The sequence below is a fragment of the Solibacillus sp. FSL K6-1554 genome (assembly GCF_038005185.1).
GTDB classification, from domain to species: Bacteria; Bacillota; Bacilli; order Bacillales_A; family Planococcaceae; genus Solibacillus; species Solibacillus silvestris.
The window spans coordinates 135,001-161,670 of record NZ_JBBOSS010000001.1 but is presented as its reverse complement, the minus strand read 5'-3'; the positions used below and the strand labels follow the sequence as shown (position 1 = coordinate 161,670).

General features: G+C 40.7%; 24 protein-coding genes and 2 rRNA genes (1 of these 26 only partly in view). 11 read left to right on the top strand and 15 right to left on the bottom strand.

The features are described 5' to 3' along the window. Window position 1 precedes the first annotated feature (1 nt). Window positions 2-424: a Na(+)/H(+) antiporter subunit B gene (locus tag MHB58_RS00800; RefSeq protein ID WP_008407450.1), complete on the bottom strand. Its 423-nt coding sequence runs from the start codon at window positions 422-424 to the stop codon at window positions 2-4. Next, the gene (locus tag MHB58_RS00795; RefSeq protein ID WP_014825049.1) at window positions 411-2,822 is read right to left on the bottom strand and encodes a Na+/H+ antiporter subunit A; all 2,412 of its coding nucleotides are present in this window, start codon (window positions 2,820-2,822) and stop codon (window positions 411-413) included. The genes MHB58_RS00800 and MHB58_RS00795 overlap by 14 nt, the downstream gene beginning before the upstream one ends. 333 nt (window positions 2,823-3,155) lie before the next feature. Between MHB58_RS00795 and MHB58_RS00790 the strand changes: the two genes are divergently transcribed. From MHB58_RS00790 to MHB58_RS00770, 5 genes are all read left to right on the top strand, one after another. After that, window positions 3,156-3,842 (top strand): histidine kinase, encoded by a 687-nt coding sequence (locus MHB58_RS00790; RefSeq protein ID WP_014825050.1) that lies wholly within the window; start codon window positions 3,156-3,158, stop codon window positions 3,840-3,842. 68 nt (window positions 3,843-3,910) lie between these two features. Then, complete coding sequence (locus MHB58_RS00785) at window positions 3,911-4,615, top strand: FadR/GntR family transcriptional regulator (protein WP_014825051.1); 705 nt, start codon at window positions 3,911-3,913, stop codon at window positions 4,613-4,615. 110 nt (window positions 4,616-4,725) lie between these two features. Continuing rightward, on the top strand, window positions 4,726-5,442 hold the full coding sequence (locus tag MHB58_RS00780) for a (Fe-S)-binding protein (protein ID WP_008407443.1): 717 nt from the start codon (window positions 4,726-4,728) through the stop codon (window positions 5,440-5,442). 22 nt (window positions 5,443-5,464) lie between these two features. Then, window positions 5,465-6,892, top strand: a complete 1,428-nt coding sequence (locus MHB58_RS00775) for a LutB/LldF family L-lactate oxidation iron-sulfur protein (RefSeq protein WP_014825052.1) — start codon at window positions 5,465-5,467, stop codon at window positions 6,890-6,892. Continuing rightward, the gene (locus tag MHB58_RS00770) at window positions 6,889-7,569 is read left to right on the top strand and encodes a LutC/YkgG family protein (protein ID WP_065216256.1); all 681 of its coding nucleotides are present in this window, start codon (window positions 6,889-6,891) and stop codon (window positions 7,567-7,569) included. The genes MHB58_RS00775 and MHB58_RS00770 overlap by 4 nt, the downstream gene beginning before the upstream one ends. Before the next feature lie 43 nt (window positions 7,570-7,612). On the opposite strand, the gene MHB58_RS00765 is transcribed toward MHB58_RS00770, so the two are convergent. After that, a complete protein-coding gene (locus MHB58_RS00765; RefSeq protein ID WP_014825054.1) occupies window positions 7,613-8,812 on the bottom strand; it encodes an MFS transporter in 1,200 nt (399 codons plus the stop codon). A gap of 188 nt (window positions 8,813-9,000) precedes the next feature. Between MHB58_RS00765 and MHB58_RS00760 the strand changes: the two genes are divergently transcribed. Then, the gene (locus MHB58_RS00760; RefSeq protein ID WP_014825055.1) at window positions 9,001-9,681 is read left to right on the top strand and encodes a YetF domain-containing protein; all 681 of its coding nucleotides are present in this window, start codon (window positions 9,001-9,003) and stop codon (window positions 9,679-9,681) included. Between the two features lie 102 nt (window positions 9,682-9,783). On the opposite strand, the gene MHB58_RS00755 is transcribed toward MHB58_RS00760, so the two are convergent. From MHB58_RS00755 to MHB58_RS00735, 5 genes are all read right to left on the bottom strand, one after another. Continuing rightward, window positions 9,784-10,566 (bottom strand): ABC transporter permease, encoded by a 783-nt coding sequence (locus MHB58_RS00755; RefSeq protein WP_008407433.1) that lies wholly within the window; start codon window positions 10,564-10,566, stop codon window positions 9,784-9,786. Next, window positions 10,553-11,455, bottom strand: coding sequence for an ABC transporter ATP-binding protein (locus tag MHB58_RS00750; protein WP_014825056.1), 903 nt, complete (start codon window positions 11,453-11,455; stop codon window positions 10,553-10,555). The genes MHB58_RS00755 and MHB58_RS00750 overlap by 14 nt, the downstream gene beginning before the upstream one ends. Next, window positions 11,452-11,652: a PLD nuclease N-terminal domain-containing protein gene (locus tag MHB58_RS00745; RefSeq protein WP_008407429.1), complete on the bottom strand. Its 201-nt coding sequence runs from the start codon at window positions 11,650-11,652 to the stop codon at window positions 11,452-11,454. The genes MHB58_RS00750 and MHB58_RS00745 overlap by 4 nt, the downstream gene beginning before the upstream one ends. Window positions 11,653-11,664: 12 nt before the next feature. Next, the gene (locus MHB58_RS00740) at window positions 11,665-12,771 is read right to left on the bottom strand and encodes a helix-turn-helix domain-containing protein (RefSeq protein WP_014825057.1); all 1,107 of its coding nucleotides are present in this window, start codon (window positions 12,769-12,771) and stop codon (window positions 11,665-11,667) included. A gap of 528 nt (window positions 12,772-13,299) precedes the next feature. Then, window positions 13,300-14,247: a carbohydrate kinase family protein gene (locus MHB58_RS00735; protein ID WP_014825058.1), complete on the bottom strand. Its 948-nt coding sequence runs from the start codon at window positions 14,245-14,247 to the stop codon at window positions 13,300-13,302. A gap of 150 nt (window positions 14,248-14,397) precedes the next feature. On the opposite strand from MHB58_RS00735, the gene MHB58_RS00730 reads away from it, so the two are divergent. The 4 genes from MHB58_RS00730 (at window position 14,398) to MHB58_RS00715 (ending at window position 18,487) form a co-directional block, all read left to right on the top strand. Then, entirely contained in the window at window positions 14,398-14,958 is a 561-nt protein-coding gene (locus MHB58_RS00730) for a GNAT family N-acetyltransferase (RefSeq protein WP_340734510.1), read from the top strand. Between the two features lie 18 nt (window positions 14,959-14,976). Further along, window positions 14,977-15,891, top strand: coding sequence for an EamA family transporter (locus tag MHB58_RS00725; protein WP_340734509.1), 915 nt, complete (start codon window positions 14,977-14,979; stop codon window positions 15,889-15,891). A 132-nt stretch (window positions 15,892-16,023) separates the two neighbouring features. Continuing rightward, the gene (gene argH / locus MHB58_RS00720) at window positions 16,024-17,547 is read left to right on the top strand and encodes an argininosuccinate lyase (RefSeq protein WP_008407419.1); all 1,524 of its coding nucleotides are present in this window, start codon (window positions 16,024-16,026) and stop codon (window positions 17,545-17,547) included. Then, a complete protein-coding gene (locus MHB58_RS00715) occupies window positions 17,540-18,487 on the top strand; it encodes an N-acetylglucosamine kinase (protein WP_014825060.1) in 948 nt (315 codons plus the stop codon). The genes argH and MHB58_RS00715 overlap by 8 nt, the downstream gene beginning before the upstream one ends. Before the next feature lie 49 nt (window positions 18,488-18,536). On the opposite strand, the gene MHB58_RS00710 is transcribed toward MHB58_RS00715, so the two are convergent. The 5 genes from MHB58_RS00710 to aceA form a co-directional block, all read right to left on the bottom strand. Further along, window positions 18,537-18,920: a YkvA family protein gene (locus tag MHB58_RS00710; protein WP_008407415.1), complete on the bottom strand. Its 384-nt coding sequence runs from the start codon at window positions 18,918-18,920 to the stop codon at window positions 18,537-18,539. 85 nt (window positions 18,921-19,005) lie between these two features. Beyond that, window positions 19,006-19,716 carry a glycosyltransferase gene (locus tag MHB58_RS00705; RefSeq protein ID WP_014825062.1) on the bottom strand — a complete coding sequence of 237 codons (711 nt, stop codon included), beginning with the start codon at window positions 19,714-19,716 and terminating at the stop codon, window positions 19,006-19,008. Window positions 19,717-19,758: 42 nt separating this feature from the next. Then, window positions 19,759-21,504 carry an adenine deaminase gene (ade, locus tag MHB58_RS00700; protein WP_340734508.1) on the bottom strand — a complete coding sequence of 582 codons (1,746 nt, stop codon included), beginning with the start codon at window positions 21,502-21,504 and terminating at the stop codon, window positions 19,759-19,761. Between the two features lie 138 nt (window positions 21,505-21,642). Continuing rightward, window positions 21,643-22,818, bottom strand: coding sequence for a pyridoxal-phosphate-dependent aminotransferase family protein (locus MHB58_RS00695; protein ID WP_014825064.1), 1,176 nt, complete (start codon window positions 22,816-22,818; stop codon window positions 21,643-21,645). Between the two features lie 429 nt (window positions 22,819-23,247). Beyond that, entirely contained in the window at window positions 23,248-24,531 is a 1,284-nt protein-coding gene (aceA, locus tag MHB58_RS00690) for an isocitrate lyase (RefSeq protein ID WP_008407410.1), read from the bottom strand. A 215-nt stretch (window positions 24,532-24,746) separates the two neighbouring features. Between aceA and MHB58_RS00685 the strand changes: the two genes are divergently transcribed. After that, a complete protein-coding gene (locus tag MHB58_RS00685) occupies window positions 24,747-25,418 on the top strand; it encodes a LytTR family DNA-binding domain-containing protein (protein ID WP_008407409.1) in 672 nt (223 codons plus the stop codon). A gap of 100 nt (window positions 25,419-25,518) precedes the next feature. Here the strand turns inward: MHB58_RS00685 and rrf are convergent. After that, a 5S ribosomal RNA gene (gene rrf, locus MHB58_RS00680) occupies window positions 25,519-25,634 on the bottom strand. A 183-nt stretch (window positions 25,635-25,817) separates the two neighbouring features. Then, a 23S ribosomal RNA gene (locus MHB58_RS00675) occupies window positions 25,818-26,670 on the bottom strand; it runs 2,076 nt beyond the window's last position.

Here is a 26,670-nt window from a genome sequence, read left to right as displayed (position 1 = left end):
ACTAATCATCCTCACTTATATTTAAAATAATCGTTACGAGTGTACCGACAACCGTCATTGCGACACCTGCTTCAAAAATCGTAACAGTCGACAAATGCTTTTCTCCTACCAACGGGAGATTATAATAGCCAGCTGTCTGTGTTAAAAAAGGTACGTCAAAGAAAATCGAGGCAATGGCCGAACCTGTCGCCAGCAATACACCGATTGCCGCCACTTTTTTAAAGTCGAACGGCATTCCTTTATGCACAGTTTCAATGTCGTACGTCAAATACAACAGGACAATCCCAGAGCCAAGCACTAACCCGCCGATGAATCCTCCGCCTGGAGCATTATGTCCTGCAAAAAATAAATACATACCAAGCGTAAAGACGATGAAAACAACGCCTCGTACAACTGATTTTAAAATAACATCATTTACTTTCAACGTCTCCATCCCCCTTTTTCGCCTTAAGCTTAATAAGTGTGTAGACGCCTAGACCTGCAATGAAAAGTACAACTACTTCAAGCATCGTATCAAATGCACGGAAATCGCCTAATATCGTGTTGACGATATTTTTCCCGCCTGCCAGATCATACGAGTCCTCAAAGTATTTCGAGATTGGTTCAAAACGATCGTAATTCATTACAGCTAATCCAATCAGTGTCACGGTTGCACCGACCGCAACCGAAATTGTCACCTTCGCAAAACGCCAGCTTTTCGAAATATACTCATTTTTAAGCTTCGGTAAATATTTAAATGATAGTAAAAACAGTGCTGTTGTAACCGATTCAACGACAAGCTGCGTCAGCGCCAAATCAGGAGCTCTAAATACTACGAAGAAAAAGGCAACAGAATACCCGAGTACTCCATTCAACAGCACGACTGTAATACGCTGCTTTGCAAAAATAATCGCAATTGCAGCCGCAATCATAACGAATACAAGAACCAATTCATATGGCTCAATCACCGAGTCTTTCGAAGGATTCCAGCTGAATACGTCCGCATAAATCATATACCCTGCCAGTAGCGTTACAAAAAAAACATAGATATAAACGAAATAATACGTTAAATTACCGTTCATATAACGGTTTGTTATACGTCCTGATACACTCTCACTTGAATTAATCACACGTTCATAAATCGCATTTAGCGTAAAGCTTTGCGGTATCCACAGATAGACAGGACGCCATTTTTTTAATGTACGGTATAAGAAAACCCCTACAACAATGACACCAAACGTCATAATAAGTTCCGTATTTATATAACCATGCCATGCTGCGATATGAGGCGTCATTTCCTCTACAGATGGGAACATTGGGTAAATGCTTGCCATCGCCGGACTTAAAATATAATGTCCCAAAACATTCGGGAATATAAAAATTCCAATAACGAAGGCAACTAAAATAAATGGTGAAATTAACATACCAAACGGCGCTTCATGTGGCGGCTTTTCCAAACGATCCGGCTGTATTTTCCCGAAGAATGTACGCATAACGATAATGACACAGTAAATAAACGTAAATACACTGGCCACCCAAGCGATAATCGGGAATAAAAGACCGATGCTATCAAGTGAGAAAATATCAAGCTGTGTAATTTTTAATGTAGCTGTAAAGAACATTTCCTTACTTAAAAAGCCATTGAATGGTGGTAACCCTGCCATTGAGGCACTTCCGATTACGGCAATCGTGAATGTAAACGGCATTAACGACATCAATCCGCCTAATCGACGAATATCGCGTGTTCCTACTTCATGGTCGACTATTCCGACCATCATAAAGAGCGCGCCTTTAAATGTCGAGTGGTTGATTAAATGGAATAATGCAGCAAATGTAGCCTGCGTATAAATTACCGACTGTGTTGAATAACCAAAATGCAGTGCTGCTGAACCAAGACCGAATAAAGACATAATCAGTCCAAGCTGACTAATTGTGGAGTATGCTAGCAATGCCTTTAAATCATACTGGCGGACCGCATTGAAGGAGCCCCAGAATAATGTAAGAAGACCTACCCCGCTCACTGCCCAAAACCATACCTCGTGCCCGCCAAAAATCGGTGTTGTACGAGCTACTAAGTAAATACCCGCTTTTACCATCGTTGCAGAGTGTAAATAAGCGGAAACAGGTGTCGGTGCCTCCATTGCATCCGGCAACCAAATATGGAACGGGAACTGTGCCGACTTCGTAAACGCACCTAAAAGTACAAGACACATTGCCGGTACAAAATAAACGCTCGATTGAACGACATCCAAATTCGCAATAATTTCGCGAATACTAAACGTTCCTGATGCAACATATAACATTAAAAAACCAGCCAGCATCGCAACACCACCAGAAACCGTAATGGTCATTGCTTTTCGTGCGCCTGCACGAGATGCTTTACGATGATGCCAAAATGCGATTAATAGGAATGACGATACACTCGTTAATTCCCAAAATACATAAAGCACCATTAAGTTATCTGAAAAGACGACGCCTAACATCGCGCCCATAAATAATAGTAAGTAGCAATAGAAATGGTGTAATGATTCTTTCGTTGATAAATAGAAAATTGAGTAAAGTATTACTAAACTGCCTACCCCAGTAATGAGTAAGCTAAAAATCATACTCAAGCCGTCTAAATAAGTAGTAATATTAATACCGAAAGTGGGGATCCACTCAAATGTCCTAATGAATACTTCACCATTGGCAATTCGAGGGATATATGTAGCTAAAAGCGAAAATAAAGCAACAGGAACAAGTAAAACGAACCAACCTAAATGGATATTCTTAAATTTCCTGTATATTAATGGGATTAATGCTGCAGCAAGAAATGGGAGCATAATCGAAAAAGCAACAACCAAAAGCGATAACCTCCTAACCGAGTGAGCCAATAAAAATATGTAAAGTTCGGCATTCGAACAATCACACTTGACTATCTATATAACTATCTTCATAATAATGTGGCATATGGGGAATATATTTTCCAACAACAGTAATTTAATAAAAATTACAAAAGCAAAAATATAACATAAAATTTACTGAATATAAATATGCATCATAGAAATAAGTATACAATAATGATGAGTGCATTGCACTGTAATAGCCTTCGTTTTATCTCAATTATGCTTAGTTTCTCAAAATATATTCGGATTTAATTCATTATTATAGGATAAGAAAAAGAGGTGCGAACTAAAATGAAACATGTTAAAGGCCGATTAGACGAAAGTATTTTGGTTTGTGTATATTACGGACAAAATGGTGAGCGTTTAATTCGCCGAGGACACAAGCTTGCTACATTACTTGACTGCCCATTATATGTGTTGACTGTTGATTCAAAGCCAATTGATGCATTTGATGCGGAAAAATCCGGCTATATCGAGCAGTGGAAAGAACTGACTGATGAGTTGGAAGTAGAACAGTTTATTATTAAGGATAATGAAAAGCGTCCATTCCATAAAGTCATTACAGAAATTGCAATGGACTTTAACATTACCCAAATCATCGTGGGTCAGAGTGCCCAAAGCCGCTGGGAGGAAATCACAAAAGGTTCTTTCTTGAATGTTCTCTTAAAAGAAGTACCATTCGTCGATTTTCATATAGTATCGGTAAAGCGTCCTTCTGAGGATGAACTGATCGATGTATACGAAAAAGGTGTTCGTGCTTATATAATCCAGGAAAATGATTATTATAAAGTCGTGTTTACATGCCCTAAAATTGTGGCACTTGAAGGAATTTTCTTTAAGGAAATTGGGACAGACTTCGATAATGGTATATTCAAGTTTAATTATAACGGGAAGCTTTTAGAAGCTGATATAACAGAAGGTACTGTTAACAACCCTGAAATTCTCCCTAAAGATCGCTTTACATCACTAAAACCTTAATACGAAAGCTGTTTCCAAGTTATTGGAGCAGCTTTTTTTAGAATTTATAAATAGGAAGGATTATTAATATGAAATTTGAAGTGCCTAAAACAAAAAAACTATATGAACAAATAGCCGCTATTATAGAACAAAAAATTACGAACGGGGATATTTCACCTGGCGATAAACTGGATTCTGTTGAACAGCTTGCAAAAAACTTTGAAGTTGGCCGCTCTGCTATTCGTGAAGCTTTAACAGCTCTTCAGGCTCGCGGTATTATCGAAATCCGCCAAGGAGAAGGAACTTATATCCGCAAAGTAACGGCCCAGGATATTTCATTGAACATTCCTACATATGCCTCCTTTTCACAGCAGGATTTACAACAAATATTTGAAGTACGAAAAATTCTAGAATTAGGTTTAATTGAAAATGCCGCAAAGCGCAGAACGGCTCGTCACCTTGAACAATTAAAAGAAGCGCTCATCAAAATGAACGATGCCTTGATCGATCCTGAGACAAGCAGTAACGCCGATATGCGCTTTCATGCAATCATCGCTGAAGCAGCGGACAACCCTTTACTCGTTTCGATGCTACAAAGTGTTTCAAAGCCGATTGCACAGCAAATCCAGCATACCCGTTCCATTTTATCCACTACAGATCATGCGGCTTTATACAATTTGCATGAGGAACATACCGCTATTTATAGCGCTTTAGTAAATGCAGATGATGTACAAGCTAAACAAGCGATGGCAAAACATCTTGAAACAGTCGAATCATTACTTTTCGACAAATAATGTTTTAATTCAATATAATTCTCTTTAAATACTAATTTACAAAGTCATCAGATGACCTGTTGACTTAATTATCAGAAAGTTGTAAATTTAATGGAACAGGGGGGGATTGGATGAATGTATCATTATTCGCTACATGTTTAGTCGATATGGTTCAAAGTAATATCGGGAAAAACACGGTTGAGTTGTTGGAACGCTTAGGTTGTACAGTAAGCTTTCCAAAAGGCCAAACTTGTTGCGGTCAACCAGCCTATAATAGTGGCTATGTAAAAGCCTCTAAAGAAACGATGAAAAATACAATTCAAGTATTTGAAGACGCAGAAGTCATCGTCTGTCCATCAGGTTCTTGTGCTTACATGCTAAAAGAATATGTTCATATTTTTAAAGATGAGCCGCTTTGGCATGAAAAAGCACAACGAATCGCAGACAAAACATATGAACTGACACAATTTATTGTCGATGTACTTAAAATTGAAAATGTCGGAGCAAAACTAAACGGAACGGCTACTTATCACCCTTCCTGTCATATGACGCGCTTATTGAAAGTACAGAAAGCTCCCCTCACATTGCTCCAGCATGTAGAAGGCCTTGAATTGCTGGAAATGCCTTTAAAAGAAAATTGCTGCGGTTTTGGCGGGACATTTTCTATTAAAATGGGCCAAATATCTGAACAAATGGTAGATGAAAAGATTGCTTCTGCTGAGCAGATTGCTGTCCACTACTTAATCGGGGCTGATGCAGGCTGTCTTATGAATATCGGCGGACGGATTGACCGGAAAAACATTGACATTAAAACAATGCATATCGCAGAAATATTGAATAGCCGTTAATAGAGAGGAGGATGTGTATCAAATGGCGATGAAAATCAGTCAGCAAAAATTTAATGAACGCCTTTCGTCCAACTTGGAAAATGATTTTATGCGTGGTGCCGTAGCCGGCGCACAGCACCGTTTTCAAACGAGACGAAGCGCCGCTGTAGATTCTTTAAACTGGGAAGAATGGCGCAATCATGGAGAAGAAATCCGGCAGCACGTACTGGAAAATCTCGATTACTATTTATATGAATTGAGTACAAACGTCGAAGCGCGAGGCGGCCATGTATTTTTTGCACAAACTGCTGAAGAAGCTACTGAATACATTTCAACAATTGCCAAACAGAAAAATGCTAAAAAAATTGTGAAAGCAAAATCGATGGTAACGGAAGAAATCAATTTAAACTCACACTTGGAACAACTTGGATGTGAAGTGATTGAAACGGATTTAGGCGAATATATTTTACAGCTTGATGACCATGACCCGCCTTCCCATATCGTGACACCGGCACTTCATAAAAACAAAGATCAGATACGTGAAGTATTTGAACAAAAAATTGGTTATACAGCTTCCTCTCAACCTGAAGAACTTGCACTGCATGCCCGCAAAGTTTTACGCGAACATTACTTAACGGCGGATATAGGTATTACGGGCTGCAATTTTGCCGTTGCTGAAACGGGTTCTGTTTGTTTAGTAACAAATGAAGGCAATGCGGATCTTGTAACAGCCTTGCCGAAAACACAAATTTCTGTCATGGGGATGGAGCGTTTAGTACCAACATTTGAAGAAATGGAAGTACTCGTCGGTATGCTAACACGCAGTGCAGTTGGCCAGAAGCTGACGAGCTATATTACCGTCTTGACAGGCATAAAAGAAGCGCTTGAAGTCGATGGTCCGGAAGAATTCCATTTAGTCATTGTGGACAATGGACGCTCTTCGATTTTAGGCGGCGAATTTCAGTCAATTTTACAATGCATCCGTTGTGCTGCCTGTATTAACACATGCCCTGTTTATCGCCATGTTGGCGGCCATACGTACGGTTCCATCTATTCGGGTCCTATTGGGGCGGTATTATCACCGTTATTAGGAGGATATGATGATTATAAAGAGCTGCCTTACGCTTCCACTTTATGTGGTGCATGCACAGATGTATGCCCAGTGAAAATTCCGCTACACCAATTGCTTCATAAGCATCGGGAAGTGATCGTTGAACGAGAAGGCCGTGCTCCGATTAGTGAAAGTCTACTGATGCAGGCATTTGGAATGGGAACTTCATCGCAATCAATCTATAAGCTAGGTACTAAAGTAGCCTCAACGGTTATGAAGCCGTTCACGAAGAACGAGAAAATTACTAATGGTCCTGGTCCGTTGAAAAACTGGACAGCGTATCGCGATTTTCCATCATTACAAAAAGAGCGTTTCCGTGACTGGTTTGAACAGCATAACAAAGGAGGCAATCCCAAATGATTCAAAATCGAGAATCGTTTTTACAGTCAGTCGCTGCTCGTCTCGGCAGATCCACTCCTTCTTTAACCAAACCGGAGCGAAACTGGAAGCATCTCCCTCAACACGAAGTATTGAAGGATGCTTCGATGGAAGAACTTATCGAAGTGTTGAGAGAACAATGTTTGAACATCCACACTACATTAAAGAAATGCACAAAGCAGCAACTGCCTGAAATATTAAATGAAACAATTGTAGACTATGGTGGTGGGCGAGTACTTTACAGCAATGATCCGCGGTTTGGAGTATTGAATGTGTTACCTGTTTTCGAGCAATTTGAACATTTAAAATGGCAATCTGGGAACGGTGAAAGAAATATCGATTTTGCTGAACAGGCCAATGTCGGTGTCGTAATCAGCAACGTGACATTAGCAGAATCCGGCACAATTATGCTTCAAGCGTCACCGGAAGTCGGCCGAACAATTTCATTTTTGCCTGAAAATTCGATTGCCGTTATACCGAAAAGCAGTATTGTTCCACGCATGACACAAGCTGCCCAGTTTTTACGTGAGCAGTCACATGTCTCTTCCTGCATTAATTTTATTACAGGACCAAGCAACTCCGCAGATATCGAAATGAACTTAGTTGTCGGCGTACACGGACCAGTGAGAATGACGTATATTTTGGTGGAGGATTATTAAAAAAGAACTTCGGACAATAAAATCCGAAGTTCTTTTTATTTCCCTAATCCCCTACTCGATCGCGTGGCAGTAAAAACGCTACGAGCAATAATAATGTCAGTACCGACACAGCATTCATTGTGAAATGAATGCCCATTTTGTCTATGAGCATCCCGATAACAATCGATCCAATTGCCCCCATCCCAAAGGCAACTCCGACTGTTAAACCTGCCATTGTCCCAATTTTCGATGGGACAAGTTCCTGTGCATAAACAACCGTGACGGTAAAGCTAACCATAATCAGCAATCCGATAATAATAAGTAATACCAATACAGCAGGCAAAGGAACAAACGGCAGTGCTAAACAAAATGGAATCGGTGCGATTACCGACAGCAATATAACATTTTTTCGTCCGAAGCGATCTGATAATGGACCACCAAAAAAAGTGCCTACAACCCCAACTGCCATGAATATAAAGATAAACAGCTGACCGCGCTCAACACTCATCCCATATTGTTCCGATAAATAAAAGACATAGAAACTTGTTATATTCGTAACGTAAAACGAACGGGCAAATATAATGAACAGCAGCACGAGTAAAGCCATTCCAACTTGCTTTTTCGTTAAAGGCGGCAAGGACGAAACCAGCATTTTTTTGATTTTCGATCTCTTTTCCGCTTCGAGCTGACGTTTATACCACATCGATATTTTCGTTAATAAAAAGATGCCGATCGATGTAAAAATAAGAATAACGGAAACCCCGTACATCCCAAAAGGCAAAATGATAAATGCGCTTAGCAATGGAGCTAATGCCTGTCCGCTATTCCCCCCTACCTGGTAAATGGACTGAGCTAAGCCGCGCTTATTGCCTGCCGCCATAAACGATACACGTGAGCCTTCGGGGTGGAAAATGGCTGAACCAAGCCCCAAGAATAGAACCGACACTAAAATCATCCAGTATTCGCCTGCCAATATGAGCATTGTCAGCCCGATAAAAGAGCTCACCATCCCAAGCGGCAATGCATACGGGAATGGTTTCTTATCTGTCATAAATCCGACGGCCGGCTGCAGCAGGCTGGCGAACATATTCAGGACAAATGAAATCATTCCAAGCTGCGTAAACGTCAGTCCTAAGTCGCGCTCTAATAATGGGAACATTGCCGGTATAACCGCCTGCATCGTATCATTAATTAAGTGACATACCCCAATGGAGACCATAATAGGATAGACAGGGTTTGATTGTTTTACTGTTGTAGTCGACATTTTTTCACATTCTTTCTGCTAGATCAATACATTACTCATAATTTTTAATTCAGCAACTCGCTAATTTTATAAAAATACCCCTCAATTTTGCCTCTCGTATTGAATGCATTAAGGGTGCATAGATTATCGCATTTTATTCATACTACCCTTTATAAGGAGGGATTATCATAGAACTGAACCTTGGCGAAATGATTTTACGTGCAAGCTTTTCCTTTTTCGCGATATTAATACTCGCCCGCATCATCGGTAAAAAGCAAGTGAGTCAGCTCACTTTCTTCCATTATGTCACGGGGATCACTTTTGGTTCGATTGCTGCCGAAGTCTCGACTCAAGTGGAAACCCCTTTTTTAGACGGCATGGTTTCTTTAATCGTGTGGGCTGCATTAACAATTATCGTTAGTTATATTTCATTCAGATCTTCAAAAGCACGTATCCTTTTTGACGATAAACCGTCGATTGTCATCAATAACGGTGTCATATTAAATAATGAATTGAGAAAAGCACGGCTTCATCCGGACGAGCTCGCTATGCTGTTGCGTGAACAGAGCATTTTCTCATTTGATGAAGTACTATATGCCGTTTTTGAAACAAATGGAGAATTAAGTGTCCTGAAAAAGCCGCTTGCCCGGACTGCAACAAAAGAAGACGTATCAGTGTCTGCCCCTGCCCCGCAATACTTTCCTCTGGAATTGATTTCGGACGGGAAAATTATTCAAAAAAACTTAACGGATCTTCAGCTTACTGAAGACTGGCTCAGAAAAAAATTAGCAAAGAAAAATATCCACGAGATCGATAAAGTTTATTATGCGCAAATTTTAGAAAATGGATCACTTTATATTAGTATTAAAAATGCTAGTCCACCTTCATAACCATTTGAAAAGACATTTAATCTTCATTATATTACCAATTTTCTTGAAAGTTAATACAAAAAAGCAGAAATCAATTGTAAAACAACGATTTCTGCTTACCATCTATACTTTTAAATAACGAATATTGTTCTTGCTCATTTTAATGCCAAGCAGTACGATGACAAAAATTAAAATGAGGACAACTAATAAAGTATACCAATAATTTTCCATTAATACGCTATCTGTCAGAAGGCCTGTTCCGTATTGGGCAAGCTTCCAAGGTGTCACACTCCAAAAGCTGCCGATTAATGTATCAATAAGCAGACCGACTGGGATGAGAATAATTGTAATCGCAGCAGCGACCGATGTTTGGAAGGCTGCACTCATCGCAACAGTAAGCGCCATAACTAGCATCAGCCAAACACAATACGTACCGAGCATTGCTAAAAATTTTGATAAATCAACAGTCCCGTAAAGCAGTACTGTATAATACATACTCCCCGCATATCCCGCCAATGCGCTGAGAATAGCAATCATGCTTGCAACAATCCATTTACTGAAAAACAACGCAGTAAAAGACATTGGGCGTACATAAAGAAGTGTCGCAGTACCATTCTGACGTTCACGGCTCACGGAACCGATAAAGGCAGTAATTAATACAAGCAGTCCAATTGATTGAAATTGCCCGGTTGATGCCATAAGCAGATCAGCAGGCTGAAGTTCAGGCATTGTCATCATAAATCCATCGGGCATATTGCCAACCGCCTGCAAAATATCTTCCATAAAGTAATTCATGAGCGGATCACTAATTCCGAGCAATACAAAAACGAGCGGAATCCATATAATTTTAAAGCTACGAACACTTTCACGCCATTCTTTTAAAAGTAATGCCTTAAATTGCTGCATGCTTTCCCGCCACCTTCATAAAGATTTCCTCCAGGCTTGCCGTTTCCCGCTCTACTTTTACAACTTCAAATGGTGAGGCCGCCAATTGCTGAAGCAGCTGTTGCATCGAAGGACGTTCATCTATAACTTCCACATATGCTGCTATACCATTAGCTACAGCTCCTAATGTAGACTGACTCGCAAATTGAATCGCCTCTTCCGCATGCTTGAATGTAATTTTATAACGCGGTTCCTCAAACTTTTGCTTCACCTCTGTTAATGAACCTTGCTCGACAAGTTTACCGTCTCGTAAAAACAGCAGCTGATCGGTCATTTCCTCTGCATCATTTAAAATATGCGTTGAGTACAAAATCGTCGTTTGCTGCTGCACTTCCTTTAACAAGTTCATCACTTCCCGACGTCCAACCGGATCAAGTGCTGATACTGGTTCATCCAGCAATAGAAGTTTTGGTTTATGAACTATTGCCTGGGCAATACCTAAGCGCTGCTTCATTCCTCCTGAAAAAGTCTCGGTCTTTTTGTTCATCGCATCATGCAAGCCCACAAATTCCAGCATCTTTTTACATTCACTTCTTAATGAGCGTTTTTCAAGACCGCTTAAATTTGCCACCATCTCCATATATTCAAGTGCAGTCAGCCAGGAATAGTACTGGGGATATTGGGGTAAAAAGCCGATTGCACTGCGTATATCCTTTACATCCGGCATCATGATTTTGCCGCTTGTCGGCTCCAGTATATTGGAAAGCATCGAAAGGGCCGTCGTTTTCCCCGCGCCATTCGGACCGATCAGCGCGGTTGATGTATGCATCGGTAATGTGAATGATAAATCCTCTACTACTTTTTTTGCGCCAAACCGCTTTGTGAGTCCCTTCACTTCAATACAGATCATTGGCTTTTCCGTCCGAATAGAAAGTAGGCGATCGGTCCGAGTGTATTAACAAAGAGTGATACGAGCACCCATACCCATTTCGGGCCGCGCGTCTCATAACTGCGTACAATATCCACTATGGCAACCGCCCCAAGCACCAATTGCAATACTAATAACGGCGCAATAAGTCCCCAAGGAATATTCGATAATTGATCCATTATAAATCCCCCTTAAATTTTTAAATGATGTTTTAAATTGACCAGTAAACTTTTATAGCGCGTATCGTTTTGCACACTTGCCAACATCGGGTTGTGGGCAATGCTTTCATAAATTGATTTTTTGATTGTTTCTTCATCACGTGGTGTTTGCGTGCTCAGCATAACTTCCTTTGCGATCCAGCCATCCAGCAAGTAGAAATAATCATCTCCTGTAATTTGAAATGGAAATTTGATTTGCGTACAAATTTTTACATAGCGCTCAATACAGCGAATTGCTTCTTCTATATTATTTTGTGTTGCATATCCGCTCGCTGCCTTTATATAAAACAGCAGTGTGTTGTGTATATTCAGTTTATTTAAATGAAAAGTGTCTATTATCGTTTCAATTCGGCTGACCGACTGTTCGAAATAAGATACATTTCCTATTTCCAATCCAAGTGCTTCATTCGCATTCGTAATCATATACAGCAAATGCTGATACATGTTGACCTGGTGAATTTCCTTCGCCTTTTCTATATTGCCCAGCATCGTTTGTGCCGTAGCGATAAGCTGTTCAGTACCAAGCTGAACTACAGCATCTTCTCCTAATAATTCGAGTACATGCTGAGGTTCTCCTCTTAAAATATACGTATATGCCTCAAGTAAATTCGCCTCGTTTTTCAGCCGGTAATTTCCGCTGAACTCCTTTACACGTTTACAGAGTTCCTGTATTTTGTCCGCAGCGGCTTCTTTATTCTGTGCAAGATTATAGTAATTGACGTAAAGCTGCGCCATCTTCAGTAAAAACGGGAAACAACTATAATATTCTTCAATGAGTTGATCAATTGTTACGTCCACTTCAGCAAATGGCTCCTTTGAAAAGCGCTTTGCTAATTCCGCATACATTTTCAAAATCCGTTCATTCGTCAATTGAGGCTCATAACCGAGCAGTGCATCAATTGAAATATTGAAAAATGTTGCAAGCTTCGGCAATAGTGCGATATCCGGATAGCTTTGCCCCTTCTCCCATTTCGAAACAGCTGCCCTTGATACCCCGACATGCCGCGCAATTTCCTCTTGTGTCACTTGTAATTGTTTACGGCGCTCTGTAAAAATGGCCGCAAATTGAAAGTTGGTCATCCCCCTCACCTCTTATTCTTATTATAAAAGAACTTTGGCTGATTAATAGCGACTAATTCTTTCGAAATATAGATTTTGTCAACTGATGGTTTCGTTTGGCGGTGGTGGCTAGGATTGTGGAGGCAGGATGTTCTAATAAAATGGGGGAAGTTCTAATATATTTTTATTTGTTCTAATAAAATCGCGATTTTCTAATATAACCGTTCATTGTTCGAATATCCGGATGAATTGTTCAAATATCGCTAAGGTATTTTCTAATATCGTTCCTACTTCTTCTAATATCTCGTACCATTGTTCTAATAAAAATTAAAACGCCCTTCCTTCTCCTCTATTCATGTTTAAACGAAGACCTTGTCACTCGCAATTCCCCTCACTTTCTAATAACACCACCCGTTGTTCTAATAACCATCCAACTTCTTCTAATAAACGGCTTCACTCTTCTAATAACCGCAACCCAAACTTGCGCTCAACAAAAAACTGCCTCCAAAATGTAAAAACACTTCGGAGACAGCTTGCTCTATATAAAGTTTATTTAATTAAATGCTTAATTTCCTCGAAGCTTGGCAGTGCCGTTAACGCACCTGCTTTAGTAGCAGCCATTGCTCCCAGCTTGTTGCCGAATGCGACACAGCTGATTAAATCTTCTGTTACTGTAGGTAAACCATTGAAATGAACATAACGGAGTACGCCTGCCATAAATGCATCACCGGCACCTGTTGTATCTACAGGGACTACCTGTTCAACCGGAACATGTGTTACTTCACCGTTTAATACAGCATATGCTCCATCAGCTCCAACTGTAATTAACACAATCGGTACTAACAGCTCATCCAACTTTTGGAGACCTTCTTCAATTGTTGTTGTTTCTGTCAGGAAATATAATTCCTCATCGGTAAGCTTTAAAATATCGGCATCTTCAAAAAATGAAGCAATCGTCTCACGGCAAATTTCCTCGGATTCCCATCGAAGCGGGCGGATATTCGCATCGATTGCGATAATCGCTCCTTTATCTTTGGCCATATCCACTGCAGCACGTGTTGTTTTTAATGCGGTTTCTTCAAACATCGTTCCTGAACAAACATTTAAAACGGAAGCACGTTTGAATGCTTCTTCCTGTAACTGCTCAGGTGTTACTTGTAAATTCGGCGTCTCATCGACATAATCTTTAAATACTCGCTCACATTTTTCAGTTAAATGCACATATACACCACTTACACGCTTCTTCGCATCAAATACAGCGAAATCAAGATTCACACCTTCTTTTGCGATCTCCTGACGGCAAAATTCCGAAGTTTCATCATCGCCTGTAATTGTAATAAGTGCTGACGGTGCCCCAATACGACTAATCCCTGCTGCAACATTGATTGTTGCGCCACCTAAATACTTCGTAAATGAAGTATTGGTCTGATCATTTGCAATATAATCAACGAATGCATCTCCATAAACTAAGATGAATTCTTTGTCTATTTGACTCATTAATTGTCTAACCTCCGACGTTGTATGTTCTTACTAATTTACCATAGAAAAGATATATTTATAAAACTTTATACTATTCTGAAACTAATGCTTTCTTCGCGCATGAATTTAATTTCTGTTATACTGTGTTCGGTAAGGAGATGATTGTTAATGAATATTACCATTCGACAAGCAGAACGAGATGACGCGAAAGCTGTCGCCCCTTTAATTTATGACGCAATCGGAGACATTGCAAACAATTTGACTGGTGAAGAGGAAGTTTCGCAAATTTTAGCTGCTTTAGAACAGTATGTCACAGAAACGACAAATCGACACAGCTATTTGAATACTTTTGTAGCGGAACAGCAAGGTGAAATAGTTGGGATTGTCGTGCTTTATGATGGGCGTCTCGGGTACAAGCTCGATCGCCAGCTTGAACAACAGCTAGCCAAAAAAGGAATACAGACTTCATTGGATATTGAAGCACATATGGATGAATATTATATCGATACAGTTTGCGTCTCAAAAAATGCACGCGGACTTGGTATTGGTACGCTTCTTTTACAATTCGCCGAGCAAAAAGGCAAGGAACTTGGCTATGAAAAAATTTCTCTAAATGTGGAACTAGAGAAACAAGATGCACGACGCTTGTATGAAAAAATAGGCTACCGTACAACCGAAAGCTGGACAATAATTAATGAGCCATTTCATCATATGGTGAAATCGCTTTAGAATAGGAAGAAGTAATAAATGAAACAAAACTGGATTTACCCGCTATTAATCGTAATAGCGGGTAGTAGTTATGGAGTATTATCAACAATTGTAAAAGTGGCAATGCAGCACGGCTATACTTCGTCAGAAGCTGTTACTAGCCAGTATTTCGTTGGATTTTTACTCGCACTCGTACTTTTTGTAGTAACACAACGCACATTACCGAAGCTTTCAAAAAAAGGCGCTATCACTTTGCTTTTAGCCGGAACATGTACAGCGATTACCGGTATTGTTTACGGACACTCCCTTAATTATTTACCTGCTTCATTGGCAGTTGTTATGCTATTCCAATTCACATGGATTGGGTTGTTTATGGACTGCTTCCTGAAAAGACGTCTGCCAACTCGTATTGAATTAATTTCATTAGTATTTTTATTTGTAGGTACGATTTTAGCAGCCGGTGTGATTGATGTAGATTTATCGCAGATTGCTTGGCAAGGATGGGCACTAGGTTTACTCGCTGCCTTTACTTTTGCAGCATTTATGCAATTTAACGCTCAGCCTGTTGAAGGGGTGACGACGATTGGACGTACATTTATTTTATCTGTTGTGTCACTGATTATCGTATTCATCTTCTTATCACCTGAAATTGTATGGAACGGCCAATTAACTGACGGTCTTTGGAAGTTCGGTCTGGCACTCGGACTCTTCGGTATTATCTTGCCGATTTTACTATTTTCGATTGCCGCGCCAAAAGTCGGTGGTGCACTTGTCCCAATTTTAAGTGCAATGGAGCTGCCAGTAGCAATTACAGTATCCGTCATTGTATTAAATGAAAGTTTAACACTTCTACAAATTTTCGGTATCGTATTTGTACTATTTGGTATGGTACTGCCATCTTATTTCGCTTCAAAAAAAGTGCGTGTTATCGATCAAAAACAACAGCTGCCCTGAATTTAGGGCGGCTGTTTTTCTTTTATTCCGGTTAATTCACTTTATTTATTTGAATTGATAAAATTTTCTAATAATTGTAGAATGAGAATATTAGGTAGTAGTTTCTATCATTTGATTGGAGGCCCATTCAACATGTTCTTTCAGAATTACCGCAATTTAATAAATGAAAAAGAAGGAATTTTATTTCCTTCCAATAGTTATCGTCAAATGGTTTTACAGCCCGCTTACGATGAGGCACGCAAGCATTTTTTGGATGCGATGCTTCAAATTCATATTGCCCATTTAAAGATGCTAGAAGAACAGGAATTGGTTACCTCAGAAAATGCACGTCGTATCGGTCAAGCTATCCAAAATCTTGATTTGGAATATTATAAAACGCGTGATTATAACCCGCAGTTTGAAGATTTATTTTTTCGTATTGAAAACAAGCTAATCGAACTGGGTGGTGACGTTTCTGGAAATTTACATATTGGACGCAGCAGAAACGATATGGGAATCGCCATTTACCGCATGACACTACGTAAAAAGATGCTCACGCTCATGCAGGAACTTTTGAATTTACGTCAATCGCTAATCGTCTTTGCCGAAGAGCATGTAGAGACGATTATGATTGGCTATACACATACACAGCAAGCACAGCCGACAACGTTTGCCCATTATTTAAAGGCCGTTATTGACCAGCTTACTAGGGACTATAAACGAATGCAGGCCGCATATAATACGATTAACCGAAGCAGTATGGGCGCGGCTGCTTTAACAACTACAGGGTTTCCGATTAGCCGCGAACGGGTGCAGGAGTTGCTTGCCTTTGATGATTTAATCGAAAATGCTTGGGATGCGGTAGCCGGTGCCGATTATATCGCTGAAGCTGCCAGTATCGTACAGCTTGCCGCACTTAATTTAGGGCGCACATCTCAGGACTTTTTACTATGGGCAACACAGGAATTTAATGCTTTTAAGCTAGCCAGTCCATATGTGCAAATCAGTTCCATCATGCCTCAAAAACGCAACCCTGTTTCAATTGAGCATACACGTTCACTGCTCTCATCGGTTGTCGGGGATGCGGCTACTGTATTGCAGATGGTTCACAATACACCATTTGGAGATATTGTCGATACAGAAGATGATATGCAACCTTATTTATGGCGGGCAATCGACCGGTTAGTCGGAATTTATAAGCTATTTGCAGGAATGATTCTCACGATGGATGTGAATAAGGAGAATTTACTGAAGCGTGCACAAAACAGCTTTGCCAATGTAACAGAGCTTGCCGATTCCCTTGTCCGCTCCGAAGGTATTTCATTCCGTCAATCACATAAAATTGTTAGCCTTTGTGTGCGGGAGCTGATGGCAAATAATAAAGAATCGCTTGCAAGCCTGACATGGAATTTGGCAAATGAGAAATGTGTGGAAGTTACAGGAAAGACGCTTCAAATTAATGAGATTGCTTTTTACCAGGCCATTCAGCCGGAATACTTCGTTAATATTCGTACATTAAAGGGAGGTCCTGCGCCTGCAACAATGCGAAAATCACTTAGCCAGGCACAAGATGATACTGTCCATCTTGAAAATTGGCTGAGAGAAAAAACAGAGGCAATTTTAAAGGCCGAAAATGGATTGGAACAAATTTTAAAGGGGTGGACGGAACATGAGTAATCGTTATGTATTAGCCGTTGATGGTGGTGCATCAAAAACAATAATGACTATTCGCTCTACAGATGGCCGTGAACTATTTACCGCAACTTCCACAGGCTCAAATTACCAAGCTGTTGGAATCGAACATGTCCAACATGTATTTACCGGCCTGCTCCGGAGTGCAGCAGCTCATTTACCAAGTCTGTTTATTGATATCGCGATATTTGCACTTGCCGGCATTGATACAGATCAGGACAAAAAGATTATCGAAGAGATTATTGAAGAAAGTATCGCCCGCTCCCCTTTTACATTCGGTCAAATTATTATCGAAAATGATGTTGAAGCAACTTTAAAGGGGCTCGGGAAAAACAATGTCAGCCTGCTAATTTCCGGTACAGGGGCTATTTGCTACAGCCTTATGAATGATCGGATTAGCCGCGGCGGTGGCTGGGGTCATCGGATTGGCGATGAAGGAAGCGGTTACTGGATCGGAAAACATATTGCAAAAGCAATTTTCCGCGCTGCCGACGGGCGAAATAAACCGACTTTATTAACAGAGCTTGTTTTAGCTGGTCATCATGTCAACAGCACAGATGAATTGTTCAATCTAATTTATTCAGCGGATTATACAAATGCGCGATTGGCAAGTTTCAGTTCCTACTTACAACAGGCAGTCGAAATGGAAGATACTGTTGCACAAAAAATTATGCAAAAGGCAGCAGATGAGCTTGTATTATTGGCAACAACGACATTGAAGAATGCCGGTTACTCCAATATAGCCCATACACTTTTTTTAAATGGCGGAATACTAAAAAACAATCCCTTGCTTGTTGAGTTAATAACTACACAGCTCCAAAAAACACATCCGAAGATAACGTTAAAGTTATGTGAGGAAAAGCCGATTGAAGCTATCTTTAACCGCGGCTTACGTGAATTAAATGGGGCACAACCCGTAAAGTAGACATAGAAAATCCCCTTTTGCAGTAGTTGCTGAAAGGGGATTTCTTCTTTTATTTCACTACATTTTCCTGGCTTCCAAGCTTTGAATCGATTAACCCTTTTGCCTCATCCTTCATCTCATCTGTAATTGATAAATATACTTTTCCAAGTGCAGTTAAAATAATAAATGCATCATCCGTCAAACCGACTAAAGGGAGAAAATCGACAACTAAATCGAATGGTAAAATGAAGTACCCCAGCGCTCCTAAAACAATGAGTTTACTCGATTTAGGCATGTCCGGGCTACGCAGGGCAACGTAAAGTGTCGCCGCTGCATGCACCGCTTTATAACCTAAACCTCCACCGAAGTTTTTCAATTTATGCAGAAACTTTTTATCTGAATAATGTTGGTCTTGACCTTCAACCATTTTTTCGAAATTATATTGTTCGCTCATACTCATGCTCCTTTCCTTGCTATTACATTAGTATTCCTCAAATATGCGACTCGTAATCCTATACGTTTTCGCTATTAGAAAAGATTCATTTCGTATTTTGTCTTTTATGTAGGAAATTTATCCAAAGTTGCTGAAAAATTTTCGTTGGATTCAATACTTCATCGTAGTAAATGATTGAATTTTTCCGGAGCTTTGCATGACCGATCGGCACCTCGTATACAGGAACTTTTCGTCTTATCGCCTCTATCAGCATATTCGTGTCATAGTGATAAGACTCTCCTTTCACTTTACATAGCCATGGCAGATGTTTTCTTGGAATATAACGTAATCCTGTTTGAATGTCGAGCAAACGTTTACGAATAAACAGTTCAAACATCATCGAATAAGCACGATTTTGAAGTTTGCTAATGAACGGGTAGTCTGAATCTTTAAAATCACGAATCCCTAAAATAATCCCATCCGAGAAAATTTTCGTACTTGATAGCACTTGCTCAACATCCAACACCGAATGCTGACCATGTGCACCTACTGTAATAATTCCCTTTGTACGCAGTCGGGATTTTAGAATATATTCCATCCCAGTTTTAAGTGCGCGGCCTTTCCCTAGATTTTGGTCATGTGTTAATACATCGCAACCTTCTTGCTGTAATTGTTCAAACAGACGGTTATATTTTTCTTCACTGCCATCATTAATGACAATAATACGAGCGATCGGCAATGCACGCAGTTTCCTGACAAATTCCAGAAGGGCCGGTAAAGGGTTTAGCGCTGGAATCATAATAATGACTTGCTCCATTTTACATGCTCCTTAATAAAATATTTATGGGAACTATATAGGTTAATGCGATTGATCGGACTGTAAAATCTCAACAGGAATATGCCGGAATTTTTTAACATCAAACAATCCTGTATCGGTAAGCTTAATGTCAGGGATTACCGGCAGTGCCAGAAATGATAATGTCAGAAACAGATGATAATCGAGCGTAGGATGAATGGTATGCAGTCCTTCATGTAATTTTTTCAGCTTTTGCTTCGCCTGTTCTGCAGGAATATCTGTCATAAGACCTGCGATTGGCAGACTAAAAGAAGCAATCACTTCCCCATCATTAACTACGACTAGTCCGCCTTCTATCTCTTGAAGTGCATTAAGTGCGATTAGCATATCTTCATCATTTGTTCCTACGGCAATCGCATTATGTGAATCATGGGAAATCGTTGTCGCTACAGCACCGCTTTGAATACCGATACCCTGTACAATTGCAACTGCTTTTGTCCCAACATGGTGGTGGCGCTCTACCACTGCTAGCTTCAATAAATCCTTTTCGATCGATGGTACAAATTGTCCGTTTTCTACATCTACTTCCACTTCTATCCGTTTTGTAATGAGTTGGTTTGGTACAATTTTTATAACATTTGCCCGGTTTCCTTTAAACCGCAGGCGTAAATCTTCAATTGTAAGTTTTGTTAAGTGCATTGACTGTAAAATAGATCTCTCCACAGTAGATTTTTCCGGGATTGGTGAAAGTATTTCTCCACTTTCCGCAACTTTTCTTCCATTTTTCCATACAGCGCGTGCTTTCATCGTCTTTAAATCATCAATTATTATAAAATCTGCGTCATAGCCTGTAGCAACAGCACCTTTATTTACTAAACGATAGCATTCCGCAGCATTTATTGTAGCAAGCTGAATCGCCAGTAATGGGTCCATTCCTTCTGAAATCGCTAGGGCCACTGCATAATTGATGCTCCCTTGCTCTATCAATTCATCCAAATGCTTATCATCCGTACAAAAGGCAAAACGACGCGAATTAGCCATTGTTACAGCAGGTAAAATGGCTTTAAGGTTTTTGGCTGCAGAACCTTCCCGGATCAACACATACATCCCCTGCTCCACTCGGTCCAATGCTTCTTCGGCCGTCACACATTCATGGTCCGTTGTTATGCCGGCCGCCCGGTAGCCACGTATTTGTGCACTTGTTAAACCTGCACAGTGCCCATCGATGACCATCCCGTTTTCTTGAGCAAGCATTAACTTTGCGAGCATTTCCTTTTCCCCATTTAGTACAGCAGGAAAATCCATCACCTCTGCCAAACCTAGTACACTTTTATGTTGAACAAATTCCTCTAAATCCTTTGCAGTCAGCACTGCGCCCGCGTTTTCAAAAGAGGTGCCCGGTACACTGGATGGCAACATATAATAAATATCCATTTCCACATTTTCTATATCCTGCAGCATAAATCTCAGTCCAGCTTTTCCTGCGACATTCGCAATTTCATGCGGGTCTGTAACAACAGTCGTTACACCATGGGGAAGCACGATTCGGTTAAACTGTTTTGGCACCACCATAGAAGATTCAATATGAATATGTGCATCAATAAAGCCCGGCACAATATACTTTCCGTGCGCATCTATTATTTCTTCTGCTTCAAATTCACCCGGCTCGGAAATCGCAACAATTTTTCCTTCTGCTACTACAACATCCCCTTGTCGCCACCGCAAATTAAAGACATCTGCAATTTGTGCATGTTGAATAATGAAATCTGCTTTTCCCCGTTTTTGGGATTGATCGATGATTTGCTTCATATGCCACCCACCCTTTTTATTTCAAACTATCATACAATATTTTCTATCAGTAACTAAATAAAAAGGGAACGCTCATAAATTGCACCGTCCCCTTTTCAATATTCCCCCGAATCTCTATATGCTTTCCGGGCAATCTTTTTAACTTTGTACCATAGCTGCTTCTAACTGTTGCAAGAATACTTTTTTAGCTTTTTCGATATCGACTTGAAGCTGTTGCTCTTGCAATGCTTCACCAATCACAGCAATTGCCTGCTCCAGCATTTCCGCCGTCGTATTCCCCATATGTCCGATTCGGAATGCTTTTCCTGCTAAGTGGGCTAAAGAACCCGCTACAATAACGCCGCTTTTTGCCAAGCTTGCTCGGAACTTGGCATCATCAATACCTTCAGGATATAAAATACAGCTCAATGTCGGTGCTGCTACTTCCTCATTAGCCAATGGTGTCATCCCGTACGAACGCAGTGCAGCACGGATTGCTTTACCAAATGCAATATGACGCGCTTCACGTTTTTCCATGCCCTCTTCTAATACAATATTTAATGCAACATCATATGCGTAAATTAAGTTCACTGGAGGCGTCGCAAAGTACATTGCCGGGTTTTCCATAATTGCGCGCCAGTTATGTATATCCGCATAATAAGCTGGCACTGTCCCGATCTGTTCACGGGCAGCCAGTGCCTGTTGACTGAAAGCAACAATCGCCAGCCCAGGAGGAATACCAATCGCCTTTTGAGATCCTGTTAACACAATATCAATTTTATAGTCGTCTTCACCGTAAGCTTTACTCATATCCTCTTGCAATGCTGCTGTTGCGACAACACCATCGACAATAACAAGTGCCCCAGATGCTTTAATAATCGGTACAAGTGTCTCTAAATCGGACATAACCCCTGTTGATGTATCCGCATGTGTAATTGTAACCGCCTTATAATTGTTAGCCTTCAATGCTTCCTCAACAAGCTTTGAGTCTACACGCTCACCCCATGTTGACTGCAGTACATCGACTTCAATTCCAAACGCCTTTGCAAGTGGTGTAAAACGGTCACCGAAGTAACCATGACTGATAACAAGCAGACGTTCACCTTTTGCAATAGTATTTACTATTGCCATTTCCATTGCCAATGTTCCTGATCCTGCTACAACATACACTTCCCCATCTGTATTAAATAGCTTTTTTGTATTGGCAAGTGCGTTTTTAAATGTTTCCACAAACCGAGGATCCGTATGCCCTCTCGTTTCACTTGCCAGGGCGTCATAAATCTCATCCATTACCGGTGTCGGCCCTGGTACTAATAATAATTCTTTATTTTTCATTGTAATTACTCCCTTTTCACAATAGTAAAAATATTCTATCTATATAATATTCTCTATATCAGATTAGAACTCCTTCATTTTTAAAAAATAGAAAATGCCTTTCTAGCCCCATCCAAGCTAAAAAGACATTTATCTCTATAAAAACCCCTAAGTTTTCCTTATATGTTGGGAGGCAACCCCATACTAAACCGCGTTCCAATTCGATTTAGTAATTATCGTAGTAGTCAAGCTGTTCAAGTTCAAAAAGTTATTCCCCTTCTCCATCCTACGTTTCTTTCAATAACCGCTTCGGCATAACGTCTATTTACTAAGTGCACATTCCCCAATGTCACTTGAATCGATATGATAGAAGAAAAGGAATAAGTTAATCCGTAAAAGCAGTTCCCCGTTTATGAATCTATTCATAACACTGCCTATAAAATCTTAATCTTATACAAATTGCTCTGTTTCAGTAGAACCTGACATAGCAGTTGTCGATGATGTACCACCTGAAATTGTTTGTGATACTTCATCAAAGTAACCAGTACCTACTTCACGTTGGTGACGAGTTGCAGTGTAACCTTTAGACTCTGCAGCAAACTCAGCTTGTTGTAGCTTAGAGTAAGCAGCCATTCCATTGTCTTTGTAGTCATGCGCAAGCTCGAACATACCAAAGTTTAAGCTGTGGAAACCTGCAAGTGTGATGAATTGGAACTTGTAGCCAAGTTTCCCTAATTCACGTTGGTACTCTGCAATTTCCTCATCCGATAATTTAGCTTTCCAGTTGAATGATGGCGAGCAGTTGTACGCTAACATTTTCCCTGGGAACTCAGCGTGGATTGCAGCAGCAAACTCACGAGCTTCTTCTAATGATGGGTGAGAAGTCTCACACCAGATTAAGTCTGCATATGGTGCATAAGCTAACCCGCGTGCAATTGCTTGCTTAATACCTGGTTTAGTACGGTAGAATCCTTCTGGAGTACGTTCACCCGTTAAGAACTCTGCATCGCGTGGGTCAATATCTGACGTTACCATGTCAGCAGCATCCGCATCTGTACGTGCGATTAAAATTGTATCAACGCCTGCCACATCAGCAGCTAAACGTGCAGCAATTAAATTACGTACAGCGTTTTGTGTTGGTAATAATACTTTCCCGCCTAAGTGTCCGCATTTTTTCTCAGAAGCTAATTGGTCTTCTAAATGCACACCAGCTGCACCCGCTTCAATCATCCCTTTAACTAATTCGAATACGTTTAGAGGACCCCCAAAGCCTGCTTCCGCATCAGCTACAATCGGCGCAAACCAGTCAAAGCCATCGTCGCGGCCTTCTGCATGGTCGATTTGGTCAGCACGTTGCAGTGCCTGGTTAATACGCTTTACTACTGCCGGTACAGAGTTTGCCGGATATAAAGACTGGTCCGGATACATTTGACCAGAAAGGTTTGCATCAGCCGCTACTTGCCACCCCGATAAGTAGATTGCCTGTAAACCTGCCTTTACTTGCTGTACTGCCTGATTCCCCGTTAAAGCACCTAAAGCATTAATGAAAGGCACTTCGTGTAATGACTTCCATAAACGAGCTGATCCTCGTTTTGCTAATGTTTGCTCCTGGATGAATGAACCTTGTAACTTTACAACCTCTTCTGCTGTATAGCCACGCTCAATTCCTTTCCAGCGCTGGTTTTCTGCCCAATCCTTTTGTAAAGCTTCGATTCTTTCTTGACGAGTTGACATAATAAATTTCCACCTTCCCCATTGTGTATGGATATTCTGTTAGAAAAATTTGTAATTGCCTGTTCCATAACAGAACATCTTGCTGTAATATAATGTATAACAGAATGTTTAACTTTTCATTATTTTCTGACAAATTAACTTTAATTTAGGATGAATGTGTATATTTGGAGGATGAATTGACATTTAGGCAATAATACAGAGGGAGTGGATTTGCATTGTCACTACAAAATATTGAGATCGAAAAGAACATTTTAAATCAGTATAAAATTATTTTAGAAGATTGGATTCCTCAAGATGCATCGATTGCAATAGCAGTAAACAATCGCTTTATTTATTTCAGTACAGGTCATCACCATTTTTCATTGAAAGTAGGTTCCGATGTACCGAAAGACAGCATTGCTTATAAAGTACTTCAAACAGGTAGAAAAGTAGATGCTGTTATGGAAAATACACTTTTTGAATCACCTTATTATGCAATCGGGTATCCGATTTTGGTAAATGGCGAACAAGGTGCTTTAGTTGTCGTCCTGCCCCCGTTATTTAAAGTAAAGAGTTCAGATATATATCAGTTTTTAACAGGTAAACAAATGGAAGATTGGATACCGATTTCAATCGACCAAATTTCGCATATTGAAAGTCTGCAAAAGCGGACATGGTTTTATTCCAAAGGAGAACAATACAAAACAGCGATTACATTAAAGGAGCTGCAGACTCGATTGCCAAATAACTTTCTTCGCATTCATCGTTCCTATATTATTAATATTTGCTATATAAAGAAAATCTCTCGGGATTTGACTTCCAATTTTATTGTACAGCTGAATGATGGTGTGGAATTGCCAGTTAGTCAATCGTATATAAATAACTTGCGGGCCGTTCTGGAGTTTTAATATATGATGGATTTTAGAGTGGGCAATACAGGGTTTTAAAAGTTGAAATTCAATAAAATATAACAAAAAACCCACTGATTCCTCAGTGGGTTTGCGTTGTGCGAAGCGACGTCCTACTCTCACAGGGGGAAGCCCCCAACTACCATCGGCGCTAAAGAGCTTAACTTCCGTGTTCGGTATGGGAACGGGTGTGACCTCTTTGCCATCATCACTTCACTATTTTCGGCTTCCAATACACGGCGCTATCCTTCGTCAACTTCCTTCGTTCTTTCAGTCACGTACTTAAGTACGCTCCTTCAATCACTCAGTCGTTTCCTCGACTAGCTTGTATCTTGAAACCCTTAGAAAGATCATTCTTTCAAAACTGGATAAACGTTTCATTGAATTGCGCAATAAAATGTGGTTAAGTCCTCGACCGATTAGTATTCGTCAGCTACATGCGTCACCGCACTTCCACCTCGAACCTATCTACCTGATCGTCTTTCAGGGGTCTTACTTACTTGCGTAATGGGAAATCTCATCTTGAGGGGGGCTTCATGCTTAGATGCTTTCAGCACTTATCCCGTCCATACATAGCTACCCAGCGATGCCTTTGGCAAGACAACTGGTACACCAGCGGTATGTCCATCCCGGTCCTCTCGTACTAAGGACAGCTCCTCTCAAATTTCCTACGCCCACGACGGATAGGGACCGAACTGTCTCACGACGTTCTGAACCCAGCTCGCGTACCGCTTTAATGGGCGAACAGCCCAACCCTTGGGACCGACTACAGCCCCAGGATGCGATGAGCCGACATCGAGGTGCCAAACCTCCCCGTCGATGTGGACTCTTGGGGGAGATAAGCCTGTTATCCCCGGGGTAGCTTTTATCCGTTGAGCGATGGCCCTTCCATGCGGAACCACCGGATCACTAAGCCCGTCTTTCGACCCTGCTCGACTTGTAGGTCTCGCAGTCAAGCTCCCTTATGCCTTTACACTCTACGAATGATTTCCAACCATTCTGAGGGAACCTTTGGGCGCCTCCGTTACTCTTTAGGAGGCGACCGCCCCAGTCAAACTGTCCGCCTGACACTGTCTCCTACCCCGCTAAGGGGCATGGGTTAGAAGTTCAATACAACCAGGGTAGTATCCCACCGACGCCTCCTTCGAAGCTGGCGCTCCGAGATCTCTGGCTCCTACCTATCCTGTACAAGTTGTACCAAAATTCAATATCAGGCTACAGTAAAGCTCCACGGGGTCTTTCCGTCCTGTCG

Excerpts from the sequence above, each read along its gene's own strand:
- MHB58_RS00790 (WP_014825050.1), top strand. The coding sequence starts at position 3,156 with ATGAAACATGTTAAAGGCCGATTAGACGAAAGTATTTTGGTTTGTGTA.
- MHB58_RS00785 (WP_014825051.1), top strand. The coding sequence starts at position 3,911 with ATGAAATTTGAAGTGCCTAAAACAAAAAAACTATATGAACAAATAGCC.
- MHB58_RS00780 (WP_008407443.1), top strand. The coding sequence starts at position 4,726 with ATGAATGTATCATTATTCGCTACATGTTTAGTCGATATGGTTCAAAGT.
- MHB58_RS00775 (WP_014825052.1), top strand. The coding sequence starts at position 5,465 with ATGGCGATGAAAATCAGTCAGCAAAAATTTAATGAACGCCTTTCGTCC.
- MHB58_RS00770 (WP_065216256.1), top strand. The coding sequence starts at position 6,889 with ATGATTCAAAATCGAGAATCGTTTTTACAGTCAGTCGCTGCTCGTCTC.
- MHB58_RS00765 (WP_014825054.1), bottom strand. The coding sequence starts at position 8,812 with ATGTCGACTACAACAGTAAAACAATCAAACCCTGTCTATCCTATTATG.
- MHB58_RS00760 (WP_014825055.1), top strand. The coding sequence starts at position 9,001 with ATGATTTTACGTGCAAGCTTTTCCTTTTTCGCGATATTAATACTCGCC.
- MHB58_RS00755 (WP_008407433.1), bottom strand. The coding sequence starts at position 10,566 with ATGCAGCAATTTAAGGCATTACTTTTAAAAGAATGGCGTGAAAGTGTT.
- MHB58_RS00750 (WP_014825056.1), bottom strand. The coding sequence starts at position 11,455 with ATGATCTGTATTGAAGTGAAGGGACTCACAAAGCGGTTTGGCGCAAAA.
- MHB58_RS00745 (WP_008407429.1), bottom strand. The coding sequence starts at position 11,652 with ATGGATCAATTATCGAATATTCCTTGGGGACTTATTGCGCCGTTATTA.
- MHB58_RS00740 (WP_014825057.1), bottom strand. The coding sequence starts at position 12,771 with ATGACCAACTTTCAATTTGCGGCCATTTTTACAGAGCGCCGTAAACAA.
- MHB58_RS00735 (WP_014825058.1), bottom strand. The coding sequence starts at position 14,247 with ATGAGTCAAATAGACAAAGAATTCATCTTAGTTTATGGAGATGCATTC.
- MHB58_RS00730 (WP_340734510.1), top strand. The coding sequence starts at position 14,398 with ATGAATATTACCATTCGACAAGCAGAACGAGATGACGCGAAAGCTGTC.
- MHB58_RS00725 (WP_340734509.1), top strand. The coding sequence starts at position 14,977 with ATGAAACAAAACTGGATTTACCCGCTATTAATCGTAATAGCGGGTAGT.
- argH (WP_008407419.1), top strand. The coding sequence starts at position 16,024 with ATGTTCTTTCAGAATTACCGCAATTTAATAAATGAAAAAGAAGGAATT.
- MHB58_RS00715 (WP_014825060.1), top strand. The coding sequence starts at position 17,540 with ATGAGTAATCGTTATGTATTAGCCGTTGATGGTGGTGCATCAAAAACA.
- MHB58_RS00710 (WP_008407415.1), bottom strand. The coding sequence starts at position 18,920 with ATGAGCGAACAATATAATTTCGAAAAAATGGTTGAAGGTCAAGACCAA.
- MHB58_RS00705 (WP_014825062.1), bottom strand. The coding sequence starts at position 19,716 with ATGGAGCAAGTCATTATTATGATTCCAGCGCTAAACCCTTTACCGGCC.
- ade (WP_340734508.1), bottom strand. The coding sequence starts at position 21,504 with ATGAAGCAAATCATCGATCAATCCCAAAAACGGGGAAAAGCAGATTTC.
- MHB58_RS00695 (WP_014825064.1), bottom strand. The coding sequence starts at position 22,818 with ATGAAAAATAAAGAATTATTATTAGTACCAGGGCCGACACCGGTAATG.
- aceA (WP_008407410.1), bottom strand. The coding sequence starts at position 24,531 with ATGTCAACTCGTCAAGAAAGAATCGAAGCTTTACAAAAGGATTGGGCA.